Raw genomic sequence first — 2,051 nt, forward strand, 5'->3', positions numbered from 1 at the left:
CGCATGGACCATCTCGACTGGCTCGAGGCGGAATCGATTCACATCCTGCGCGAGCTCGTGGCCGAATGCAGCAAGCCGGCGTTGCTGTTCTCGGGCGGCAAGGATTCCGTCGTCGTGCTGCACCTGGCGCTCAAGGCGTTCGGGCTCGGCGCCCAGCGCAAGACGGCGCTGCCGTTTCCGCTCGTGCACATCGACACGGGGCACAATTATCCCGAGGTGATCGATTTTCGCGATCGCCGCGCCGAGCAGATCGGCGCGCAGCTCGTGGTGGGTCACGTCGAGGATTCGATCAAGCGCGGCACGGTGCGGCTGCGCCGCGAGACCGATTCGCGCAACGCCGCCCAAGCCGTGACGCTGCTCGAAACGATCGAGCAGCACGCCTTCACGGCGATGATCGGCGGGGCGCGCCGCGACGAAGAGAAGGCACGCGCCAAGGAGCGCATCTTCTCGTTCCGCGACGAATTCGGCCAATGGGACCCGAAAGCGCAGCGCCCCGAACTGTGGAGCCTGTACAACGCGCGTTTGCACAAGGGCGAGCACCTGCGCGTGTTCCCGATCTCGAACTGGACCGAACTGGACGTGTGGCAGTACATCGCGCGCGAAGGGCTCGAGCTGCCCTCGATCTACTACGCGCACGAGCGCGAGATCGTGCGTCGCAACGGCTTGCTCGTGCCGGTGACGCCGCTCACGCCGATGCGCGAGGGCGAGCAAAGCGAGCAGGTGATCGTGCGCTTTCGTACAGTGGGCGACATTAGCTGCACGTGCCCGGTCGAATCGGACGCCGACGACGCGGAGAAGATCATCGCCGAGACGGCCGTGACCGACATCACCGAACGCGGCGCGACGCGGATGGACGATCAGGCCTCCGAAGCGGCGATGGAACAGCGCAAGAAGCAAGGCTACTTCTGAAGCCGGGCACCCGAACACTTGAAGACGGAATCGAGATCATGAGTACTCCTCATCAACCGGCAGACCTCGGCGTGCTGCGTTTCATCACGGCGGGCAGCGTCGACGACGGCAAGAGCACGTTGATCGGCCGCCTGCTGTACGACAGCCGCGCGGTGCTCTCGGATCAGCTCTCGGCGCTTTCGCGCGCCAAGAACAAGCGCACCGTGGGCGACGAGATCGATCTTTCGCTGCTGACCGACGGCTTGGAGGCCGAGCGCGAACAGGGCATCACGATCGACGTGGCCTACCGGTACTTCGCCACGGCGCGGCGCAAGTTCATCATCGCCGATACGCCGGGGCACGAGCAGTACACGCGCAACATGGTGACGGGCGCCTCGACGGCGCACGCGGCGATCATCCTGGTGGATGCCACGCGCGTGACGAAGACGGACGACGGTCATACGGTGTTGTTGCCGCAGACCAAGCGTCACAGCGCGATCGTGAAGCTGCTCGGCTTGCAGCACGTGATCGTGGCGATCAACAAGATGGACTTGGTCGAGTACAGCGAGACGCGCTTCAACGAAATCCGCGACGCGTACGTCGAATTGGCGCGGCAGTTGGGGATCGCCGACGTACGCTTCGTGCCGGTGTCGGCGCTCAAGGGCGACAACATCGTGCAGGCGAGCGAGCGCATGCCGTGGTATGCGGGCGAGCCGCTGTTGAACGTGCTCGAGGAGTTGCCGGTGGCGCAGGCCACGGGCGAGGCGCTGCGCTTCCCGGTGCAATGGGTGGCGCGCCAAGACGGTTCGAGCGCGGACGACTTCCGCGGCTACATGGGCCGGGTGGAAGCGGGCGAAGTGCGCGTGGGCGATGCGATCGTGGTGCTGCCGGCGGCGCGCGAGGCGACCGTGGCCGAGATCATCGCGCCGGTGCCGGGCGGCACGGCGCAAGTGGATCGCGCGTTCGCGGGTCAGACGGTGACGATCCGCTTGGCCGAGGACGTGGACGTCTCGCGCGGCGATACGTTCGTGCCCGCGCAAGCGGCGCCGCAGCCGTCGAAAAAGCTCGAAGCCGATCTATGCTGGTTCGACGAAGAGCCGCTTTCGACCCAACGCAAATATTTGCTGAAGCAAACCACGAACACGGTATTCGCGCGTATCGGC

2 protein-coding genes are annotated in these 2,051 nt (G+C 65.6%); both read left to right on the forward strand.

Annotated elements, in window-relative coordinates:
* Positions 1-909 (forward strand): sulfate adenylyltransferase subunit CysD (gene cysD / locus C0Z18_RS32350; RefSeq protein ID WP_233217590.1); only part of this gene is annotated, 909 nt, incomplete at its 5' end.
* Between the two features lie 38 nt (positions 910-947).
* Positions 948-2,051 (forward strand): sulfate adenylyltransferase subunit 1 (locus C0Z18_RS32355; RefSeq protein ID WP_102649532.1); only part of this gene is annotated, 1,104 nt, incomplete at its 3' end.

The sequence above is a fragment of the Trinickia dabaoshanensis genome (assembly GCF_002879885.1).
GTDB classification, from domain to species: Bacteria; Pseudomonadota; Gammaproteobacteria; order Burkholderiales; family Burkholderiaceae; genus Trinickia; species Trinickia dabaoshanensis.